We start from the raw sequence: 20,543 nt of genomic DNA on the forward strand, positions 1-20,543 counted from the left end.
TTTTAAATACTGGGGCTTATAAATATTTAGACCGTATTAAGCCACATAAAATTCCGTATTTTGTCATCAAGCTCTTGGATGATGCGTCTGATGAATGGATTTTAACCTTTCTTTTGCTACATGAGTATAAATCTGTGTGGTCGATAAGTCACTATGACCTAACATCATTTGTACAACACGTAAATCAGCACCATGATTGATCAAATGTGTGGCAAATGCATGACGTAAAGTATGCGGTGATAATTCACTCTGAATATTCGCGACGATAGCATAGTGTTTAATGCGATGCCAAAAGGTCTGCCGCGTCATGCCAATGCCGCGTTTTGACGGAAAAACAAAATCAGTCGCGTGTTTGATTAATTGCGGACGTGCCAGCTTAATAAACGCTTCAATATACTCAAGCGCCACTTCACCCATTGGAACTAAACGCTCTTTATTTCCTTTACCTTTAACAAATACCACAGCTTGGCGCAGATTGATTTGCTCCATACGCAGTCCAACTAATTCACTTACGCGAAGCCCTGTTGCATATAACAGTTCAAGCATGGCTTTATCTCTTAGCTCAATGGGCTCTTCGAGATTTGGCGCATCAAGCAAGGCTTCAACTTCTTGTTCTGTTAAGGTTTTAGGTAATGACTGGCCTAGTTTTGGCTGTTCAATATGGGCAAGCGGTGAGCTAGAGAGCTTTTTCAAGCCAATAAAATACAAATAAAAGCGTTTTAACGCACTTTGCGCACGAGCGGTGCTGCGCGCTGTAAACCCATTTTCTCGGCGGTATGCTAAATAATCGAAAATAATGCTTTCATCAACATCAAAAAGCGATGTTTTCGCAATAAAAATCGCAAACTTATTTAAGTCACTACGATAAGCCGCCAAGGTATTTTCACTTAAACCTTGCTCAAGCCATAGAGCATCTAAAAACTGCTCAATCTTTTGACTATTTTCAACACTTGGGGTTTGTTTTTCTGTCAATGTATTAATAACACATAGGTTAAGGTAAACTAGCGCCTATCATATCAAGCTCTCGGCAACGCACAAATTTAATATGAAAATTGGTTTATTTTTTGGCTCTACAACCTGTTACACCGAAATGGCTGCAGAAAAAATTCAGCAAATTATCGGTGAAGACATCATTTCACTTCACAATATTAAAGACGAGTCACTGAAAAACGCTGAAGAATTCGATTTCTTAATATTTGGTATTTCTACTTGGGACTTTGGCGAGTTACAAGAAGATTGGGAATCAATTTGGGACGATATTGAGTCGGTTAACCTAAGCGGTAAAACCATTGCCCTTTTTGGCATGGGCGATCAGCAAGGCTATGGCCAATGGTTTCAAGATGCGTTAGGCATGCTGCACGACAAAATTAAACCACAAGGCGTGACCTTTTTAGGCTACTGGCCTAATTCAGATGATTACGAATTTGAAGCATCAAAAGCATTAACCGAAGATGGCACACAATTTGTTGGCTTGGCACTTGATGAAGACAGCCAATACGAGAAAAGTGATGAGCGCATTGCTACTTGGGTTGAACAAGTGATGACAGAATACGCTGAAACGCGGTATATACGCTGTGCTGTACTCCCCATTCTCAGCATGAATAATCAATTCTTCTTCAACTAGCGTTTGCAACTCATCATTATGCGCTAAACACAACAATACGCGTTTTGCTGCTTTCTTTTTACTAGTAAATACCCACAGCTTTTTTGTAATTTTCAAATTAGCGTTATCTGCGGCATTTTCAAATCGGCTTAACTCGGTTGTTGGTAATACCACACAAAATCGTCCCTTTTCGCTTAATAAACTTGCCGCTTTAGCACATAAACTGTCAAACGATAAACCATCCGTATGGCGCGCCGTCATTCGCTGTGCATTATCGCTTTTCAGTGAATCATTAAAAAATGGCGGGTTTGAAACAATCAAATCAAACGCTGTATTTGCTTGAAATTCTTTGATGTCACCTTGACACAAATTTAGGTCTTGCCAAGGAGAAGCTGAAATATTCTCTTTCGCTTGTAAAAATGCATCATTATCAATTTCAACAGCTGTGATAACTAAACTAGGCGCACGCTGCTTAAGCATTAAGGCAATTAGCCCCGTACCTGTGCCAATATCTAATGCTTTATTTGCGCCTTCAAGAGGTGCCCAAGCGCCCAGCAAAATACCATCAGTGCCGACTTTCATCGCACATTTATCGTGGTTAATATGAAACTGCTTAAACGTAAAACCCGACATTGCGGTAAAATGCCCTCTGCCCTATTGCCTGATTCGGTGTATAATACAGCTAATTTTCCTTTATGTTTATTTCCTTATGCACTTTGCTGACCTAGATCTTGATCCCAAATTATTAAACGCCATTGAAAAAATGGGTTTTGATAAACCAACTAGCATTCAATCGCTCGCAATTCCTGCAGCAATGAAAGGTCGTGATATTTTAGCAAGTTCACCAACCGGTACTGGTAAAACCGCCGCGTTTTTACTTGGTTCAATGCAATACCTAATTGATTTCCCAAGACGTAATCCAGGTTTTGCGCGCGTACTTATTATGACACCAACACGTGAACTCGCCTATCAAGTGTATGAACAAGCAAATGCCCTTGCAGCGCAAACTCACCTTAAAATTGGTGTAGTAACCGGTGGTATTAACTACGGTAGTCATAAAGAAATTTTTGAAAAAAATAATGACATCCTTATCGCAACACCTGGACGTTTAATGGATTATCTAAATTCAGAAAACTTCCACGCAGAAGATGTTGAAGTACTTATTCTTGATGAAGCCGACCGCATGTTAGACATGGGTTTTCGTAAAGAAATGCTACGTATTTGCGACGAAGCTAAAAACCGTAAACAATGCTTTTTATTCTCAGCAACACTAGAAGGTGATAGTGTTGAGCTATTTGCAGAGCGTATTCTAGATGACCCTGCACTACTAGAAGCAACCCCATCACGCCGCGAAAAAGGCAAAATCCATCAGTGGGTGCATTTATCAGATAACCGCGAACATAAAGTGGAACAACTTGAAGCGATTTTAAAATCGGAAGAAGTTGAAAAGGCCATTGTGTTCGTTAAAACACGTGAACGTTTAGAGCAGCTAGTTGGCGAGTTATTCGCGAAAGACATTAAAACCACGTGGCTGCGTGGTGAAATGCCTCAGGATAAACGTTTAGCCGCACTAAAAAGCTTTGATACCGGCCGCACAAACGTATTAATTGCAACAGACGTTGCCGCGCGTGGTATTGATGTAGCTGATATTAGCCACGTAATTAACTTTGATATGCCACGCACCGCCGATATTTATGTTCACCGTATTGGCCGCACAGGCCGTGCCGGTAAAAAAGGCACCGCAATTTCATTTATTGAAGCTCATGACGTGGAAATTTTGGCAAAAGTTGAGCGCTACACCGAGCAAAAACTTAAACGCCGTACAATTAAAGGCCTAGAGCCAAAACACAAAGAAGCTAAACTACCGGCGAAAAAGAAAAAAGATCCGGAGAAAATGAAGGCGAAAAAGAAAGCCAAGAAAAAAGCGAAAAAGAAGTAAATTAATTACGCGGTGTTAATTTATTACACCGCATTATATTTTCCCATTTTAGAATGCTGACTAATTTAAAAATCTATACTGTTCCTTTGCTTGTAAGTTTATCGCTGCTTATAAGTACAGTTACTTTTGCAGCCGAAACTTACAGTGATCACGAGGAGTTTTGTCAATCTCGTTCGTTTGAAAAGTGTGATTTATATCTAAAAGACACACTAGCGAGTATAAACCCCTACAGCAACCAATGGTATAAAATCAGCTCGTATCAACTCGATTTTTACTACGATCACCAGTTGTTTTCAGAAACATTGAAAATTACTTCGCCATTGCTAGAAAAATCTGAGTTACCTAGCGTCTTTAAAGCGCAAATCTATTTTTACCACGCTAAAGCATTGAACTATACCGGCCAGAAGTTACAGGCTAAAGAAGTTGCATTTAAAACCAAGGAGATTCTGAAAGAACATTTTGATGCCTTTCAAGATCCTTACCGTATTGTTGAAATAGCCAACCTATACCATGTATTTGGTGACCCTGAAAATGCACTAAAACTGCTCCAAAAAACTCAGCATCAATTTGCTAAACGACAAGATCCGCATTTTAATTTTGAGTTGTACGGTAATCTTGCACAAACTTATATCGCATTGGGTGATTTAGATAAACAAGCATTAGCGTGGCAAAATGCTCTTTATGCGGCTAATCAAACAAATGATCCACAAAAGATAAAAATAGCTTATGGTGGTTTGGCCTTTAGCCAAAAAGCAAACAAAGACTTTCAAGGTGCTTATAATAACTACCTCAAAGCACTATCAATAAAAGCCCCCAAACAAAATCAAGCAAGCTTTGCGAGATTACAAATAAATTTAGCTGAAATGGGTCTAGCACTTAAAAATAAAAAGCTCGCAATGGATCACTTTAAAAAAATATTACCCCAAAGTGTGCCTAGACTGCACAAAGAGCGATATTTACAATTGCAAACTAAACTTCAAATTGAATAAAACTTAGGCTCTTATTGCACCTTCATGGCGTAATAACCACGCCTTTCGCTCTAAGCCTCCACCGTAACCAGTCAGTGACCCATCTTTACCAATCACCCGGTGACACGGGACAATAATCGCAACCCGGTTCATACCATTTGCGGTTGCCACAGCACGCACTGCTTTGGCGTTATTCAGTGCAGAAGCTTGTTCTGAATAACTACGTGTTTCGCCAAATGGAATGGTTTGCAGGCCTTGCCATACCCCTTGCTGGAATTCAGTGCCTGGCAGTTCAAGTGCTACACTAAACTCTTTACGCGTGCCTGCAAAATATTCATTTAACTCTGACTTACACAGCTTAATGTGATCATTCTCGCCTTGTAAAATCAACGCATTTAGACGCTTTTGTAAATCGTTGAATTCCGTTTCAAGCATTCGCCTATCAACAAACTCAACTAAGCATACACCATTACTAGTTGCGCAAATAAACATCGGGCCAATCGGTGTAGTGTGACGCGCAATTAAGATAACTTGCTTATCTTTACTTTTACTCGGATTAAGGCCTGTGGCTTTTTTAAATGTATAGGCAAAGCCACTTAACGAGTTAAAACCTGAATCAAGCGCCGAATCAATTAGCTGTTTGCCATTTTGAATTTCCTGATAAGCAGTGTTAATGCGAACCATGCGCTGATACGCTTGAAACGTCATGCCATAGTGTTTTTTAAACCAACGCCTTACCAGCTCAGGCTGTATTCCAGCCTCTTTTAAATGGTAGTCTGAAAGCTTTTCTTGGCCTTTTTGCGCTAGCAATTTTAATGCTGTAGCAACTGGCTCTGGCATTGAGTGGGCATTTTGTGTTGGCTTACACACTTTGCACGGGCGAAAGCCCGCATCAAGGGCATCTTTTACCTCTGAGCAAAATTCAACATTTTCTTTTTTTGGTTTGCGTGCACTGCAAGTCGCGATACAAAAAATCTGCGTGCTGGTAACACAGGCATAAAAACAGCCAAGATATTGACTGTTTTTATCTACCAATGCTTGGTAATACTCGTTAATTTTTTCAGGTTGGGTAATTTTCATAAAGCCAATCATTTGGTGATTTTAGCCAAGCGTAACCAAGGCTAACATTTCACTCAACCGAAAACTGAACAAGTATATTTTTAGTGCTGGTCTAACGTACTTTCAGGCAAACCAATTTCATCCAACATCATCATTAAATGTGCAGCGCTCCAACTAAAATTAGTTGCGCCTTGTTGATCACCAGTAAAAGGATGATAGTTTTCACGAATACTGTCTTTTTCGCTAAGGCCCTTACTATTACTAATCAGCTTTTGTAAAAGCTGCTGCGCGTCTTTTTTATAGCCATAATGACTTAATGCACTTAGTGCGAAATACACTTGATCAAGCCATACTCTGCCACGCCAATAGACATCTGCGCCAAATGCAGGGTTTGTGATAGCAGCGGTAGGAAATGGCACATAGGTATTAAACTCGTTTTTACTAAGCATAGTATTAATAACGCTTTTAGCATTTTTGCCACTTGCAACCTGGCTAAATAACGGCGCCCAACCTTCAGGGCCTTTACCGCGATGCACCAACAACTTACCTTTACATTCACTCGATGACTGTGGGGTATTATCAATGGCTAAATCATAATAAAAGCCAGTTTTGCTATCGTAAAAACACGCATCAATACGTGCTTTTAAGGTTTGATATTCCGCTTGGTATTTTTGTGCATCTTGGTTGTTACCTAATCGTTTTGCCATTGCCGCTAATTGCTGTTTTTCCATTGCTAGATAGCTATTAAGCTCTACAGATTCTTGATTGATAGAATAACCAACCAGTTGACCATCACGTACGTTTTCAAAAATCTTAACCTGCCAATCAGCCTTGGCTTTTGCCATATCCCCTTGATAAGTTTGATTGGCATATTCTTTAAACTGTTCATTTGAAATAAAACCAAAGCGCGCCGCATTATCCATTCCTGACTCCCAGCCCGCGGCATGTTGTACAGGAATATCAAACGCACTAATTTGAGGGTTATCAAGTAAATTTAAATACAGCTGATTACCGCTGCATATATACCAATTATCTTTCCCTTTTTTGCACGATGCCAAAACAGCCAGTTGCGTACTTGCTTGCACTTTGAAACGCATCTCCCCCTCTTTTGTGGTATGTGTATCATCAACCGTGCCGCCATATTCAATTAAACCATTGCCATTATGATCGCGATTAAAATACCACCACTCATGATACGCTTTTAATTTCGGATACATTTCGGCCAAAACAAACGACCCAAGATGCCAGTGGCGGCTTAGTATTACGCTCATTCCAATTACCGCCATCGCCCCCGCGCGCTTTTGAGTTATTGTAAAACACCGCATCGATCACCATACCTGCATCTTGCGCACGAAGTGTATCTTTGTCCGTTATTTGATAGTCAAACATGGCGCGTACATTATCTTTAGCAAGTTCCGGCATCACCTCTGCAAGCGCATAGGCATGCTTCCAACTGTCCCACGCCCATACGCCATTAAACCAACGGGCTGTCACTGATGGGGTTATGCCATTATGTTTAATAGCCCCTGCAGGACTGCGCCAGTTGCCAACTAAAGTTTCTAGCGACTTTATTGCTAATTTTTCGGCTTCTTTGCTGTGCTGATTTGATAGTTTATTTGCCAATGACTGCCATCTGGTTTTCGCTTTCAAATAGGCTGGCTTTTTACTGTTTAACCAAGCGCTTATTTTTACATCTTCGCTGTCGCTTTCGTGCTGATTGTGAGTATAGCTGAGCACTGTGGTCAGTAATGTTGAGTTTGCAGGCAAAATCGTTAAACCACTGGTACTTCTGTAGCTTTGTTCAGCAGGATTAAAAACTGATTTAGAAGCAATAGAACGGGCTATTTTAAATTGCGCGGTGCTGTCATTAAGTTTGTGCCACGTATCGCGAGTTTGGTCAAATTGCCATTCAATTTTTTGGCTAGAAACTTGCGGTGTTATTTGCCAAATGTAATCATCATCTGCGCTTTTCCAATACTTTGTAAGTTGCCCTTGCCACTTTAGTGAAAGATTAAGCGGCTTTTCGGTTAAGTTAGTAATGCGTGTATCAATCACACTGCTACGCGTTGATACAAAACTTAAGTAAATATCGATGCTAAATGTGTTTGTGGTAAAGCTTTGTTTGTAATATCCAAGCTCACTTGAAATGGTACTTGGTAATGTAGAGAGACGTTGATAATTACCGCCATCAACAGCAACTGATAACATCTCAACATATTCAGCAAAATAAAGGGTGTACTCTTCAAACACAATGGCAGGCCCCGCAAAGCTGCCAGCATTTTCATGTTTTGGTTGTAAAAACCCATGCCAGCTACCAAGGTCAAATAATGGGTTTGCTTGCTGATTACCGTATTTGTCATAAAATTTTGCCAATTTGGGCTCGCCTACACGGTCGAGTTGCGATGCAGAAATAGCCTGAAAGCTAAAACACATTAGAATAGAAGTGAGTAGAAATTTCATTAAGATAAGTTAACAGTTTAAATTTTGTATACATTATCCACAACATACTTTAAAAAACAATTCTGGACAAATGCACTACTATCTCAAGTAAAAATCAATTGAATTGCGTGACAGTACTTCCTAGAATGAAGCTGACGCCAAAATAATGGCGAGTAAATAAATTATAAAAATAATGAAAAAACGAAACGGTATCTTGGCAAGCTTATTATTGCTGAGCACAAAACTTTTAGCTGCGGATAACATGCATAACTTTGAAGATGTATGTTTTGAACTTCCCGTACCAGAGTGCAGTGCAAAATTATTAAAAGAGCAAAGTGAATATGACCCATTCACGACCGATTGGTATTTTATTACTGCTCATTACCTAGATTTTCTCTATGAAACAACAAATTTGCTGCCGCTTAAAAACCTAACTGAGCAATATATCAATGCCGACCATAGGCACCCTATCACTTTTCAAACTCAGCTTTACTTTTATGCCTCTAAAGCATTTAGTGTTTATGATGAAAAAGAGAAGGCTCAGTATTACGCTAAAAAAGCGGTTGCGTTAGTAAGCGCTACATCTGATAGTTTTCCAAATCCTCTGCGCACAGTAGAAATAGCTAACTTAGAAATGGTTTTCGGGGACAGAGATAAAGCCGTTAAAATGTTTAGTCGCCTTGCGCAAAAATACAAAAAGAGTAAAGACGCCAAATTACAGCACGAAATCTATGGAAATTTGGCAAATGCTTTGTACTCACAAAATCAATTACTAGAGTCAATTCCGCATCGTAAAAGTGCTATTTTTTGGGCGAAACAGCTTGGCTTTACAGAAAATATAATTACAGCGACAGGCAATTTAGCGCGCACTTATCAACTTGTTGGCCAGTTACAGCTCGCTAATGAAACTTATCAAAATGCAATTTCTCTATTTAAAACAGGAGAAAGCCCTAACTATTCCATTTTTCAGTTACGTTTAGCTGAAATTAACGCTGCGCTGAGTTTGCAAAATGAAGCAAAAGTACACCTTGCAGAAGTTAAATTTACTAAGTTATTGCCGGGCCACCTTACTCTCTACAAGCAACTAGCTCAAAAGTTAGACTTAGAAACCTCGACGCTTTAATCACCAATCTTAACTTGTTAATCTGATAGCAACGGTTAATACTTGTACTAAGTACAAGTAATGTAGCGTAAAAATGTCGATTTATGCTTTAGCACTCTTTTTTTTATTACCAGTTGTTTCATTCTGGCTTTTTCCGCATGTCAATAGCATTGATTACATCAGCTTTACATCTGAATTTATTATGGCTGTGACGGTGCTTGTTTGTATTGTGAATTTAAAGAACTTTCAAAAAAGTGAGCGCTCAAACCAAATTCTCTATGTTGGTTTCTCTATTCTTTTAGTTGCCATCTACGTTGATGCTCTAGATGAATTATTTATTTTTCCAAAAGTCATCACGATTGTAATTGAAGATATCTTCCAAATTACGGGGTTGCTTTTGATCGTTTTCGGTATCAAGTTGTGGCTGGAAAAACAAGAAGCGCAAAATCATTCATTGATAAAATTAGCCACGACCGATCCTCTCACTGGCGTATTTACTAGGCGCTATTTTATTGACAAAGCAACTGAAAAGTTAAGTGAAAGCAATCCGCGTTTTTGTATTTTGATGCTTGATATCGATCATTTTAAAAAAATAAATGACAAGTATGGGCACAATGCAGGTGATTTAGCCTTGGTTGAGTTTTGCTCACTGATGGAAAAAAACTTACGTGATTCTGATTTATTTGCCCGCTGGGGCGGTGAAGAATTTATTGTCATGCTGCCGCATATTGCACTGTCTTCAGCTGCAGAGAAAGCCGAATCACTTCGAAGCAAGCTGGCTGAATCAAAAATCAAGTTGCCAGATGCTGAATTTACTATGACAGTGTCGATTGGTGTGGTTGAGTTTAGCCCTGTTACCCCAAAACTCGAGACGCTGATCGATATTGCCGATCAGCGTCTCTATAAAGCAAAACAGCAAGGGCGAAACCAAGTTGTATCAAACTAGCTAAGTGTTTGTTGTTATGCTTGCTCTTCTCTTAAAAATACAGGCTCATTTGCTTTTTTAGTTTGCTCTTTGCTAAAGTAATAACCCGCACAATCAAACGCTAATAGCTTATCCATTGTCGTTACTTGCTGTTCCATAAGATAACGCGCCATTAAGCCTCGTGCTTTTTTGGCATAGAAGCTAATCACTTTATACTGACCGTTTTTACAATCCTTAAATACAGGTGTGATAATTTCACCTTTAAGCGCTTTTTTATCGACCGCTTTAAAATACTCGTTAGATGCTAAATTTACTAATGTCGATGTATTTTGCTCAGCAAATACCTCGTTAAGCTTTTCAGCAATAATACTACCCCAAAATTGATATAAATTAGCACCGCGTGAATTCGTAAGTTTTGTGCCCATTTCAAGACGGTACGCCATCATTAAATCAAGCGGTTTCAAAATACCATACAAACCTGACAAAATGCGCAAATGGTTCTGGGCGTAATTAAGCGTTTCTTCACTGAGAGACGCAGCATCAAGTCCAACATAAACATCCCCATTAAACGCGTAAATAGCTTGTTTAGCATTACTTTCATTAAATGGTGTTTGCCACTCGGTAAATCGCGCTACATTCAAACCCGCCAATTTATCGCTAATTTTCATTAAACTTGAAAGGTCTTGTGCTGAGAGTGTACGACACACTTCAATCAGTTCTTGGCTATGGCTTAATAATTCTGCCTGAGTGAAGTTTTTGTGCGGTGCTGGCGTTTCGTAGTCTAAATTTTTAGCAGGTGATATTACTGTGATCATAATTACTATTGACTTGTCGTTGTATTAAGGTAATTTCAACATTTCTTGTAATAAAAATCACCTGTTAGTTAGCATTCGATGGATTTTTCTTCGCTAGGAGTAGCGTAAACCGTGAGTTACGGACATTTGACCTTTCCCAAATACTTGTCATCTAGCTTTAATGATTCATCTTTAAGCTAAACTTTAGCTAACACGCTATTTTTATTACCTTGAAATTAGGAATGAGGTAAACCATGACACAAATTTTAGCGGCTTTAAAAGCCCAATCTACAATTGTTGCCGATACTGGTGACATCGCTGCAATCAAAGAACACCAACCTGAAGATGCAACAACAAACCCTTCACTACTTTTAAAAGCAAGTGAAATTGAGGCATATCAGCCATTACTGGCAGAAGCACTTTCATATGCAAAAGCAAACGAAGTCGACTCTGCTAAGCAAGTAGCCCTAGCGTGTGATTATTTTTCAGTTTTACTGGGTAAAGAAATCAGTGAAGTTGTACCTGGTTACATTTCAACAGAAGTTGATGCGCGATTATCATTTGATACTGAAGCTACCATTGCAAAAGCAAAAGCTCTGCTTGCGCTTTACCGTGAAGTAGGCGTTGATACAGATAAAATTCTGATCAAAATCGCATCAACGTGGGAAGGTATCAAAGCAGCAGAACAGCTAGAAAAAGAAGGTATTAAGTGTAACCTAACGCTGCTTTTCTCTGAAGCTCAGGCAAAAGCGTGTGCAGATGCAAATGTATTTCTGATTTCGCCGTTTGTTGGTCGTATTTTAGATTGGCACGTAAAAAATGGCATGCCTAAGCCAGAATCAGCACTTGACGATCCAGGTGTACAATCAGTGCGTAGCATCTACAATTTCTATAAGTCACATGGTTATGAAACCGTTGTAATGGGTGCAAGTTTCCGTAATACCGGTGAAATTTTAGCGTTAACAGGCTGCGACCGCTTAACGATTAGCCCTCAACTATTAACTGAACTTGCAGAGTTAAGCGACGCAGAGGTTTATCCTCTAGAAAAACCAACGGAAGTATTACCAAAACCAGCACCACTTAGTGAAAATGATTTCCGCTGGCAGCATAACCAAGATGCGATGGCAACCGAAAAGCTCGCTGAAGGCATTCGTTCGTTTGCCGAAGCACAAATTGAACTTGAAACTCGTTTTGCAAACCTATAAGGAATAAACGGTTTATGACCACCTTAGCGCAGTTGCACACGCAACTAATAAATGCTGCTGAGAATATTAAAAAGAGCCATATTTTGGCTCTTTTTGATGCGCAGCCTAACCGTGCATATGAATTTACACTAAGTGCGGCAGGTTTAACCCTCGACTTTGCTAAGCAAGCAATCGATAAATCCATTCTTAATGATTTAATTGAAGTTTCTAAGCTAAAGCAGTTAGCGCAACTAAAGCACGCGCAATTTAGTGGTGAATCAGTAAACACAACTGAAAAACGTGCGGTACTTCACACAGCATTGCGTGATAGCGCTTTGTTAGCTAAGCACCTGCCCGAGGTGGCAGAAGAAATTGAAGCAACTAAAACACGATTACTTGATTTTGTTGCGCGTTTTGAGCAAAAAAGCATCGTAGGCACTACAGGCAAAGCCATTACAGATGTAATAAGCATTGGTATTGGGGGCTCTTTTTTTGGCCCTAAAATGTTGGAAGCTGCATTAGTAGATAGTCATGTGAATAACATCAATGTGCACTATCTTGCCAACATTGATGGCCAACAAATTAAGCATACTCTGGCTAAACTAAATGCTGAAACTACATTAATAGTGGTAGCGTCGAAATCGTGGACCACAGCTGAAACCCAGCTTAATATGCAAGCCGTGATGGACTGGTTTAAGCAAAGTATGCCAAACACTGCAATTGCCAAACATTGGGTTGCATTGACGGCTAAACCAGAGCTCGCAAAGCAAGCAGGCTTTAGTGATGAAATGATTTTTCCATTGTGGGATTTTATTGGCGGCCGTTATTCAATCTGGTCAACCATCGCCCTTCCATTAGCGCTTAAAATTGGTAAAGCTAATTTTGAGGCCTTGCTAGCAGGTGCAGCAAGCCTTGATAATCATTTTATAACTGCGCCAGAAGAGCAAAACTTACCAGTAATTGCGGCCTTAATTGGCTACTGGCAACAACACTATCTAGGTGAAAACAACCTACTTGTATTACCTTATGGTCACGCCTTAAAAACATTACCTGCTTACTTACAACAACTTGATATGGAAAGTAACGGTAAGAGTGTAAACCTTGCAGGTGATTCAATTGAATTATCAGGCCCGATTCTATGGGGTGCTGAAGGCACTAATTGTCAGCACTCATTTATGCAATTACTGCATCAAGGCAAACAAAGTGCAATGATTGACTTTATTTTGCCTCGTGTCGGTGAAAGCAGTTACCCGCAACACCACAAAGCAATGATTGCAAACTGCCTAGGTCAAAGCCAAGCGTTATTGCAAGGTAAAAACTTAGCGCAAGCGCAAGCTGAACTAGAAGCCCAAGGGTTAAGCCAAGAAGACATAAATGAACTTGCGCCGCACAAAGTGATGCCGGGTAATAAAGGTTCTAATACATTATTAATTGATGATTTATCACCTCGTTCACTTGGTGCACTTTTAGCGTTTTATGAACATAAAGTGTTTGTGCAAGGTGTGTTATTTGGCATAAATAGTTATGACCAATGGGGCGTTGAACTTGGTAAACAACTCGGTAACCAAGTACTCGATGCGATGGCGTCCCAAAATTACGAACAGCTTGATCCTTCTACTGCTCACCTACTAAAAATACTTACAAATTAATACCCTAACAGCTACCTTTTTGGTAGCTGTTTCCTTCTTATTTGATCCAGTCGAAAAACCTTCATTATTTTTTAACAAAAGCTAAACATATTAGTTTTATTTTTAGACGAGTTATGATATTTCTTATGCCGAGGTTAAAAAATCCACAGGAGGATACCATGGATAGCATCGAAGATATTTTTGCAATATTAGAACGTCCTGAACCAACAACAAAAACCTCTTCTAAAGGGAAAAAGCGCAAGTGGCGCGAAATAGAAGCGTTAAAGGAAAGACACAGACTGAAGAAAGAACTCGAAGAATATGGTTCTTTAGATGACATTGATTTAGATGACTTAGTTATCTAACAATTATCACAAAAAAGGCTCTTAGGAGCCTTTATTTTTGCTCACTAAAATTCATAGCCAACACTGATAATAAACTGAAAATCATTTTTATCAGGTACCCCCCCTTGTCCACGGATAAATGGTTTATCATTTCTATCAATATAAAACAAAAAATCTAATTCAAAGTCATTCGTTAGCTCAACATCAAAACCCGTCTTTAAGGTTTGCTGTTTACCACCTAACTGCTCATTTAAGAATTGAATTTGATAATCAAATTTGAAATCAACGCGCGATGATATTTCCCAATCAACCACCATACCGAGCGAAAGCGCGCCTGATGTTTCTCGCTCATCGTTATTTGATGAAGTAAAACGTGTACTTTGATAACTCGGGCCCGCACTTAAATTCCAGTCCAACGTATTGCTATCAACTAAGTGGTAACCAACACCAACACCATAGGTGGAACGCTCATCAATGTTACTAAAAGGATCGGAAAAATATTCATATTCAAGCGGTCGGATAAATATTTTGTTTGAGAAAAACCAATCAAGGCTGATATTAAGACGCTGATTATCGACCGTTGTTTGCGTCTCTTTTGACGAATTTTGCAATTCACTTTTATTAATCAAATACTCAACTTTTAACCTATTAATCGCTGAGCGCCTTTGTAATTGCAAACGTATATTGGTGTCATTTTGTTTAATATTGCCACGGCGAAAATTAGCGCCTAAATTAATCGAGCCAGACCATAAATTTATCCGGCTTTCGCCAAACGGCACCATGGTAAGCACATTGCTAAAGTACACTCGCTCACTTTTTAAGCCCTGGTAAATAGTCAGTACATTATCACTTAACTCTAAACGGCCAGTATAAATTCGCCCTGCGTTGAGCCTCACACTAAATGCATGCTCTGAGCGAATCTCACTAATATCTTCAGCATCAATGGTTTGCAAGCCAAATTCATCAGAATCAAACTCAACTTTGTCATCATAAAATGAAATAATTTCACCATTAATCCATTCACCAGAGCTGGTTTTAAGCCAATCACGATCAACAAAGATTTCAGGCTCAGCGGCAAATGTCTTTAGCGAGAAGACAAAAACCATCAGGGATATAAGTCGCGTAAAAAAGTGTTTTTTTTGCATCATTAAAGGTTGTTTAAATGCCAATTTATTGGGGTTTTACCCATAGCTAATAAGGCATCATTTGCTTTAGAAAAGTGCTTACAACCAAAAAAGCCGCGATAGGCAGAAAGCGGTGACGGATGCGGCCCATTGAATACAACATGCTTAGTTGTATTGATATGACGTCCTTTTTTTTGCGCATGTGAACCCCAAAGCAAAAATACAATACCTTCTGCATGTTCATTCAATGCAGCTATAACGCGATCAGTAAAGGTTTCCCAACCGAGCATTTTATGCGAGTGAGCTTGGCCTTGCTCAACGGTTAATACCGTATTGAGTAACAGTACACCTTGTTCTGCCCATGCCTGCAAATAACCATGATTAGGTATAGCAAAACCGTCGATATCAGTTGCTAATTCTTTATACATATTGGCTAAAGATGGTGGCGCTTTAACGCCTGGTTTTACTGAAAATGCCAAGCCATGGGCTTGATCTGGGCCATGATATGGGTCTTGCCCCAAAATAACTACTTTCACATCTTCAAACGCGGTGCTTGAAAACGCACTAAACACTTCATCCGCAGGCGGAAATACATTAACCCCCTCAGCGCGCCTTTTGGCAACATAGTCGAGTGTGTCTTTAAAGTAGTCTTGCTGCTTTTCAACTGCGAGTAAATCTGTCCAAGTAGTCATAGTGATTGTTAATAGCTATTTTGAGCGCAATTATGCCATAAAAAAGCCGCTAACTTGTAGCGGCTGGGTATTTCAATCAACAGATTAAAAAGGATTAAGCAAGTTTCGCCAAAATGTTTTCACGAAGCACTTGATAGTCATTAACTAGGTCTTCTGCTAAACACTGTTTTGCTAGTGCATCAGCAAGTGGTTTTGGCATATCTAATTCAATCGAAAGAATATCTTCCACTGACTCTTTAAATTTAGCTGGGTGAGCGGTTGATAAAAAGATACCAACACCATCAGCAGCTAAATCTTGTTTTAAGCCTTGGTAAGCAATTGCCGTATGCGGCTCAGCTAAGTAACCTTTAGCATAAACATCATGCATTACCGCTTTCGTTTGTGCCTCATCAACACTGTGCGAATAAAAGTTATCGTAATTAAACCAGTTATTATCTAGCATAAACTGCACGCGCGGCCAGTTATTTGGCTTACTTACGTCCATCGCATTTGATAACGATTCTAGCGTTGCATTTGGCGTCCATTCTTTTGATGCTAAATAGCGCGGCACAGTATCATTTTGGTTTGTCGTTGCTGAAAGCTTAGCTACTGGTAAACCTAAACTAGCGGCAATCATTGCGGCACACACATTACCAAAGTTACCACTTGGCACCGAGATATGTGCTTTTGCGCGCTCTGCTTTAGGTAATTTCGCCACCGCTTCAAAGTAGTAACATACCTGTGCCAGTAAACGGCTAATATTGATTGAGTTTGCTGAGTTTAAACCTAAGCGCTGTTTTACTTCATCATCTAAAAAAGCTTGTTTTACCATCGCTTGGCAATCATCAAAGCTGCCATCTACAGCGTAGCAATGAATGTTATTGCCTAGCGTTGTGAACAGTTTTTGCTGCGCTAGTGAGATTTTACCTTTCGGGTATAAAATCACCACATCAATGTCTTTTTTGCCGTAAAACGCATGTGCCACAGCAGCACCTGTGTCACCGCTTGTTGCCGTTAAAATCGTGGTTTTGTTGCCTTCATTAAATACCGACAAGCACTCCGCCATAAAACGGCCGCCAAAGTCTTTAAATGCGAGCGTTGGACCATGAAACAGCTCAAGGCAGTAAACATTATCTTCAACTTTTACCAGCTCAGCTGGAAAGTTAAAGGCATTTTGTACCATTTGCTGTACGGTACTTTCTGGTAGTTCATCACCTATTAAATGCGATAAAATTTTGCTGCTACGCGTGACAAAATCAAGCTCAAGTAACTCATCAACATTGCTTAGCGGCACAAGGCTATGTGGGAAAAAGACACCTTGATTGTTGCCTAATCCTACTTTTACCGCCTCTACAAACGATACCTTCTGCTCGGCGTCTTTTAGATTATGCAATAACATCACTTTCTCCTTTTTCTAGTACACGTGTGCCACGGTTATCTATTTTACAAATGTGGCTAAAACCGTAGTATCGCTTGTGCTTGCGCTTCACTTTTTGTTAAAGCCAAAAGCGTTGGACCTGCGCCAGAAATGGCAACCACTTCTGCACCTAATGCTGGTAATGCCGCCTTGGCTTCGCTAAAGCCTGCAATCAGAGATTGGCGATATGGCTCAGCAAGTTCGTCTTTCATCAGGGCTATTGCGCTATCAAATTGCCCGCTTAAACATAACGCAGTAAACGCGCTTAAACGCTGACCATAATTAATGCTAGTGTGCATGCTGACTTCTTTTGGCAGCACAGCGCGTGCTTTTGCGGTATTCAGTGCAAAGCCTGGGTAGGCAACAACTAATTGCCAATTTTCATCTGTTGGTAACGCCAGTGAATTATTTGGCACTAAATCACCGCACAATTGCAAACCACCTAAATAACAAGGTGCAATGTTATCGTAGTGGCGACCACCACTGACTTTTTCTTCAAAATCAGCCATTAATGCCAATAACTGTTTTTGAGAAAGGTTAGTATTAGCAAACTTATCAAGTGCCGCAAATGCAGCAACTACAGAGCACGCACTTGAACCTAAGCCCGAACCAACCGGTAAGTTTTTCTTTAATTCCAGTTTACATGCTGGCATATCGCTTGAAACATGTTCACGGAAATGCACTAAACACTGATAAGCAAGATTATCCTCTTTAGGACCAGCCAGTTTTTCAGCGTATTTTCCACTACATACAAATTCGTCTTGGCCTGAATCGCTTGCACCAATCGCAACAATATCACCAAGTAGCGCGCCACTTACTGGCGCAAGTGCTGCGCCAAGTAAGTCAAAACCAACTGCAAAGTTGCCACTGGATGCGGGTGCATAAACTTCAATCATCACCTTCTCCTACGGCAGTGTTTTTAAAATATCAGCAAATACGCCTGCTGCAGTAACTTCTGCGCCAGCGCCATAACCACGAATGACAAATGGTTTTGGCTGATAGTATTGGCTTAAGATTGCCAGTGCATTTTCACCGTCACGCACACTGTTAAGTGCATCTTCTTTAGTAACCGCTTGAATACCTACTTTACATTTACCATCTTTGATTGAACCGACATAACGCAACACTTTGCCTTCAGCTTTTGCTGACTCAACACGCGCTGTAAATTCAGCATCCAGCTCAGGCAGTCGTGCCATAAATTCGTCAACACTTGACCCCTCAGCAAAATTTGGTGATACCACAGGTTCAACGTCAATATCATCAAGCTCAAGCTGTAGTCCAGATTCACGGGCAATAATAAGTAACTTACGCGCCACATCCATGCCTGATAAATCATCTCGCGGATCTGGCTCGGTAAAGCCATTCTCTTTTGCTTGTTTGGTTGCTGCGCTCAAGCTTAAGCCATCTTCTACTACACCAAACATATACGACAACGAACCACTTAAAATACCATTAAAGCTCAGTAATTTATCGCCAGCTCCAAACAGCAACTGCAAGTTATCAAGCACAGGTAAGCCTGCACCTACATTTGTTTCGTATAAAAATTTACGACCTGTTTTTTGTGTTGCTGCAACTAAAGATTGGTAATATGACTGCGAGCTTGTATTTGCTTTTTTGTTTGCCGCTACCACGTGGAAACCTGCATTAATAAAATCTAAATACTGATCTGCTAAGAACTGTGATGATGAACAATCAACCAACACAGGGTTAATTAAATGGTTTTCTTTTACAAATTGCTCAACCGCTTTTAAATCAAAGCTCTGCTGTGAATCGGCAAGTTGCATTTGCCAGTTATTAAAATCTACACCGTCACTATCAAGTAGCATTTGACGCGAGTTTGCAACGCCATACAGATTCAGTTTGATATTACGTTTTTTCAGCCATTCTTGCTGGCGTTGTAGCTGGCTAACCAGCTCTTTACCCACTAAACCACAGCCGAGTAAAAATACATCTATAGAAGGCACATGAGTAAAGAAGTTTTCATGACATACTTTCACTGCATCATTACAAGATTGACCATCAATTACCGCTGAAATCGCGCTTTCTGTCGAGTCTTGCGCAATCGCAACAATGTTAACTTGTGCTTGAGCAAGTGATGCAAAGAACTTAGCAGCAAGGCCTTTATGGGCTTTCATGTTGTCGCCAACTAAAGTCACTATTGCTAAATTTTGTTCGATTTGGAATGGTTCTATCAGGCCTGCTTGGGCTTCTAACGAGAACGCTTGCTCAAGAGCGTTTGTGGCTTTAGCTAAATCAGCTTGATAAACACAAAAGCTGATGCTGAATTCGCACGATGACTGTGTAATTAACACAATTGAGATTTCATCTTGCGCTAATGCGCTAAATACGCGCGATGCCATACCCACTTTGCCTTTCATGCCTGGGCCAGACACAGTGATCATTGCAAGATCTTGTAAGCTCGAGAGCGCTTTTACAGGCTCACCGTTAGAGCTTGACTGCGCACTGATAAGCGAGCCAGGCACATCAGGGTCATGAGTATTTTTAATCTCACATGGCACGCCATATTTAGCACAAGGAAGAATTGTTTTAGGGTGAAGTACTTTAGCGCCAAAGTATGAAAGCTCCATGGCTTCTTTGTAGCTTAAGCTATCAATTTTCATTGCTGATTTGATATAACGCGGGTCGGCGCTATAAACACCGTCTACATCTGTCCAAATTTGGCAGATTTTAGCATCAACACAGGCTGCGGCTATCGCTGCTGAGTAATCAGAGCCATTACGACCAAGGGTTGTTAACTCACCTTGCTCGCTTGCGGCAGTAAAGCCCGGCATAATATAAACCTTGCTTGGCTGCTCTACTAATTGTTTTGCAAATTGCTGTTTTGACTGTGTTAAATCAACTTCTGCATCTAAATAGTTGTTGTTTGACGCAATGCACTTAGTGGCTTCAAGGTAGACAGGCGATAATTCATTTAACAACGCTTGCATCAGCGATACACTAACGCGCTCACCAAAGCTTATAACGTAGGCTTTCACCTGCGCAGGACAATGCCCGATTAACGCTACACCATCAAGTTTTTGTTTTAGCTCATCAAAATTAGGCCAATTTGTTACAGCTGCAACGTCTGATACCTGTGCTTTAAGGCCTTCACTACGTGTAACGAGTGCTTGCCATGCAGCTGCATAATCTTGCCCTTTTTCAGCAAATTCAGATAGCTCAACAAGGCTGTCAGTCATACCACCTGGTGCAGATAACACTAACAACATTTGGTCTTCAAGCTGACTTTTGGCAAGCTCAGCTACCTGCTTTAAACAGGCAAAGTCGGCAAGTGAAGATCCACCAAACTTTAATACTTTCATTCTTTTTCCCCATTCCAAAAACGAAA

17 protein-coding genes and 2 pseudogenes are annotated in these 20,543 nt (G+C 40.2%); 8 read left to right on the top strand and 11 right to left on the bottom strand.

Annotated features, from left to right (window positions below; all coding sequences use genetic code 11):
• Positions 1–66: 66 nt before the first annotated feature.
• A complete protein-coding gene (xerD, locus tag ON073_RS06610) occupies positions 67–972 on the bottom strand; it encodes a site-specific tyrosine recombinase XerD (RefSeq protein WP_274761079.1) in 906 nt (301 codons plus the stop codon).
• Between the two features lie 73 nt (positions 973–1,045).
• Between xerD and fldB the strand changes: the two genes are divergently transcribed.
• The gene (fldB, locus tag ON073_RS06615) at positions 1,046–1,624 is read left to right on the top strand and encodes a flavodoxin FldB (protein WP_274761081.1); all 579 of its coding nucleotides are present in this window, start codon (positions 1,046–1,048) and stop codon (positions 1,622–1,624) included.
• 69 nt (positions 1,625–1,693) lie between these two features.
• On the opposite strand, the pseudogene ON073_RS06620 reads toward fldB, so the two are convergent.
• Positions 1,694–2,236, bottom strand: a pseudogene (locus tag ON073_RS06620) (tRNA1(Val) (adenine(37)-N6)-methyltransferase); the annotation flags it as partial.
• A 76-nt stretch (positions 2,237–2,312) separates the two neighbouring features.
• Between ON073_RS06620 and srmB the strand changes: the two are divergent.
• Together srmB and ON073_RS06630 are read left to right on the top strand one after the other, a co-directional pair.
• Positions 2,313–3,542, top strand: a complete 1,230-nt coding sequence (gene srmB, locus ON073_RS06625; RefSeq protein ID WP_274761082.1) for an ATP-dependent RNA helicase SrmB — start codon at positions 2,313–2,315, stop codon at positions 3,540–3,542.
• An 86-nt stretch (positions 3,543–3,628) separates the two neighbouring features.
• Complete coding sequence (locus tag ON073_RS06630; protein ID WP_274761084.1) at positions 3,629–4,531, top strand: tetratricopeptide repeat protein; 903 nt, start codon at positions 3,629–3,631, stop codon at positions 4,529–4,531.
• A 3-nt stretch (positions 4,532–4,534) separates the two neighbouring features.
• Here ON073_RS06630 and ON073_RS06635 read toward each other — a convergent pair whose 3' ends face one another.
• The 3 genes from ON073_RS06635 to ON073_RS06645 form a co-directional block, all read right to left on the bottom strand.
• Complete coding sequence (locus ON073_RS06635) at positions 4,535–5,590, bottom strand: bifunctional transcriptional activator/DNA repair enzyme AdaA (protein ID WP_274761085.1); 1,056 nt, start codon at positions 5,588–5,590, stop codon at positions 4,535–4,537.
• Positions 5,591–5,670: 80 nt separating this feature from the next.
• A complete protein-coding gene (locus ON073_RS06640) occupies positions 5,671–6,840 on the bottom strand; it encodes an MGH1-like glycoside hydrolase domain-containing protein (protein WP_274761086.1) in 1,170 nt (389 codons plus the stop codon).
• On the bottom strand, positions 6,758–8,029 hold the full coding sequence (locus ON073_RS06645) for an MGH1-like glycoside hydrolase domain-containing protein (protein WP_274761087.1): 1,272 nt from the start codon (positions 8,027–8,029) through the stop codon (positions 6,758–6,760). Before ON073_RS06645 ends, ON073_RS06640 begins: the two co-directional genes overlap by 83 nt.
• A gap of 172 nt (positions 8,030–8,201) precedes the next feature.
• Here ON073_RS06645 and ON073_RS06650 point away from each other — a divergent pair, with 172 nt between their 5' ends.
• The gene (locus tag ON073_RS06650) at positions 8,202–9,131 is read left to right on the top strand and encodes a hypothetical protein (protein WP_274761088.1); all 930 of its coding nucleotides are present in this window, start codon (positions 8,202–8,204) and stop codon (positions 9,129–9,131) included.
• A 73-nt stretch (positions 9,132–9,204) separates the two neighbouring features.
• Positions 9,205–10,056 carry a GGDEF domain-containing protein gene (locus ON073_RS06655; RefSeq protein ID WP_274761089.1) on the top strand — a complete coding sequence of 284 codons (852 nt, stop codon included), beginning with the start codon at positions 9,205–9,207 and terminating at the stop codon, positions 10,054–10,056.
• 14 nt (positions 10,057–10,070) lie between these two features.
• On the opposite strand, the gene yaaA is transcribed toward ON073_RS06655, so the two are convergent.
• Positions 10,071–10,850, bottom strand: a complete 780-nt coding sequence (gene yaaA / locus ON073_RS06660) for a peroxide stress protein YaaA (RefSeq protein WP_274761090.1) — start codon at positions 10,848–10,850, stop codon at positions 10,071–10,073.
• A 233-nt stretch (positions 10,851–11,083) separates the two neighbouring features.
• Here yaaA and tal point away from each other — a divergent pair, with 233 nt between their 5' ends.
• From tal to ON073_RS06675, 3 genes are all read left to right on the top strand, one after another.
• Positions 11,084–12,034 carry a transaldolase gene (gene tal, locus ON073_RS06665; protein ID WP_274761091.1) on the top strand — a complete coding sequence of 317 codons (951 nt, stop codon included), beginning with the start codon at positions 11,084–11,086 and terminating at the stop codon, positions 12,032–12,034.
• Positions 12,035–12,048: 14 nt separating this feature from the next.
• Positions 12,049–13,662: a glucose-6-phosphate isomerase gene (pgi, locus tag ON073_RS06670; protein WP_274761092.1), complete on the top strand. Its 1,614-nt coding sequence runs from the start codon at positions 12,049–12,051 to the stop codon at positions 13,660–13,662.
• A 158-nt stretch (positions 13,663–13,820) separates the two neighbouring features.
• On the top strand, positions 13,821–14,006 hold the full coding sequence (locus ON073_RS06675; RefSeq protein ID WP_010560807.1) for a DUF3545 family protein: 186 nt from the start codon (positions 13,821–13,823) through the stop codon (positions 14,004–14,006).
• A 44-nt stretch (positions 14,007–14,050) separates the two neighbouring features.
• Here the strand turns inward: ON073_RS06675 and ON073_RS06680 are convergent, their stop codons facing one another.
• The 5 genes and pseudogenes from ON073_RS06680 to thrA all read right to left on the bottom strand — a co-directional run bounded on the left by ON073_RS06680 (position 14,051) and on the right by thrA (position 20,517).
• Positions 14,051–15,133 carry a DUF481 domain-containing protein gene (locus ON073_RS06680; RefSeq protein WP_274761093.1) on the bottom strand — a complete coding sequence of 361 codons (1,083 nt, stop codon included), beginning with the start codon at positions 15,131–15,133 and terminating at the stop codon, positions 14,051–14,053.
• Entirely contained in the window at positions 15,133–15,801 is a 669-nt protein-coding gene (gene ung / locus ON073_RS06685; RefSeq protein WP_274761094.1) for a uracil-DNA glycosylase, read from the bottom strand. Before ung ends, ON073_RS06680 begins: the two co-directional genes overlap by 1 nt.
• Positions 15,802–15,895: 94 nt before the next feature.
• On the bottom strand, positions 15,896–17,179 hold the full coding sequence (gene thrC / locus ON073_RS06690; RefSeq protein WP_274761095.1) for a threonine synthase: 1,284 nt from the start codon (positions 17,177–17,179) through the stop codon (positions 15,896–15,898).
• Positions 17,166–18,093 (bottom strand): annotated as a pseudogene (thrB, locus tag ON073_RS06695) (homoserine kinase). The gene thrC and the pseudogene thrB overlap by 14 nt, the downstream one beginning before the upstream one ends.
• A gap of 9 nt (positions 18,094–18,102) precedes the next feature.
• Positions 18,103–20,517 carry a bifunctional aspartate kinase/homoserine dehydrogenase I gene (thrA, locus tag ON073_RS06700; protein WP_274761096.1) on the bottom strand — a complete coding sequence of 805 codons (2,415 nt, stop codon included), beginning with the start codon at positions 20,515–20,517 and terminating at the stop codon, positions 18,103–18,105.
• Between the last annotated feature and the right edge of the window lie 26 nt (positions 20,518–20,543).

The sequence above is a fragment of the Pseudoalteromonas sp. G4 genome, from assembly GCF_028875915.1.
In the GTDB taxonomy this organism is placed as follows: domain Bacteria; phylum Pseudomonadota; class Gammaproteobacteria; order Enterobacterales; family Alteromonadaceae; genus Pseudoalteromonas.